Origin of the sequence: Herbaspirillum sp. VT-16-41 (genome assembly GCF_001994935.1) — a bacterium.
Lineage (GTDB): Bacteria > Pseudomonadota > Gammaproteobacteria > Burkholderiales > Burkholderiaceae_D > Herbaspirillum > Herbaspirillum frisingense.
This window is the reverse complement of the sequence record NZ_MUXB01000247.1, coordinates 1-358: the sequence shown is the minus strand read 5'-3', so window position 1 is coordinate 358 and position 358 is coordinate 1. Positions and strand designations below refer to the sequence as shown.

Below are 358 nucleotides of genomic sequence, written 5' to 3'. Positions count from 1 at the left end.
GTTTTCTAAAAAGAGTGTGGCAAACATCACGAAATAGACGACGCCAACAATATGTGGGTTCGCCAGCGCTGCAAAGTCGTGGTGCCAGAGCGCAGCGATAATGTCTTGAATTACAGCCATGGACTTTCCTGTGGTACCGCTTAGAGAAGGCTATTGTACCTGCTTATCGCCCGACACACCTTGATCCCAGGCGCAATTAATACAGAGTATTCTGCTAGCGTAATCAGAATTTTCAACCAGCAGTTAACAATTTAAACGATACGCTGGAGACCTGCGGCCAAATCTTCAATTAAATCATCAACATCTTCCAGACCAATATGAACGCGAATCAGAGTACCGCTAAAATCCACGCCGCCAT

Annotated in this window: 1 protein-coding gene; it reads right to left on the bottom strand. The window is 45.8% G+C overall.

Features of this window, described 5'->3' with window-relative positions; translation table 11 throughout:
- Positions 1 to 251: 251 nt before the first annotated feature.
- Complete coding sequence (locus BTM36_RS30295; protein WP_217349667.1) at positions 252 to 350, bottom strand: PLP-dependent transferase; 99 nt, start codon at positions 348 to 350, stop codon at positions 252 to 254.
- Positions 351 to 358 lie beyond the last annotated feature (8 nt).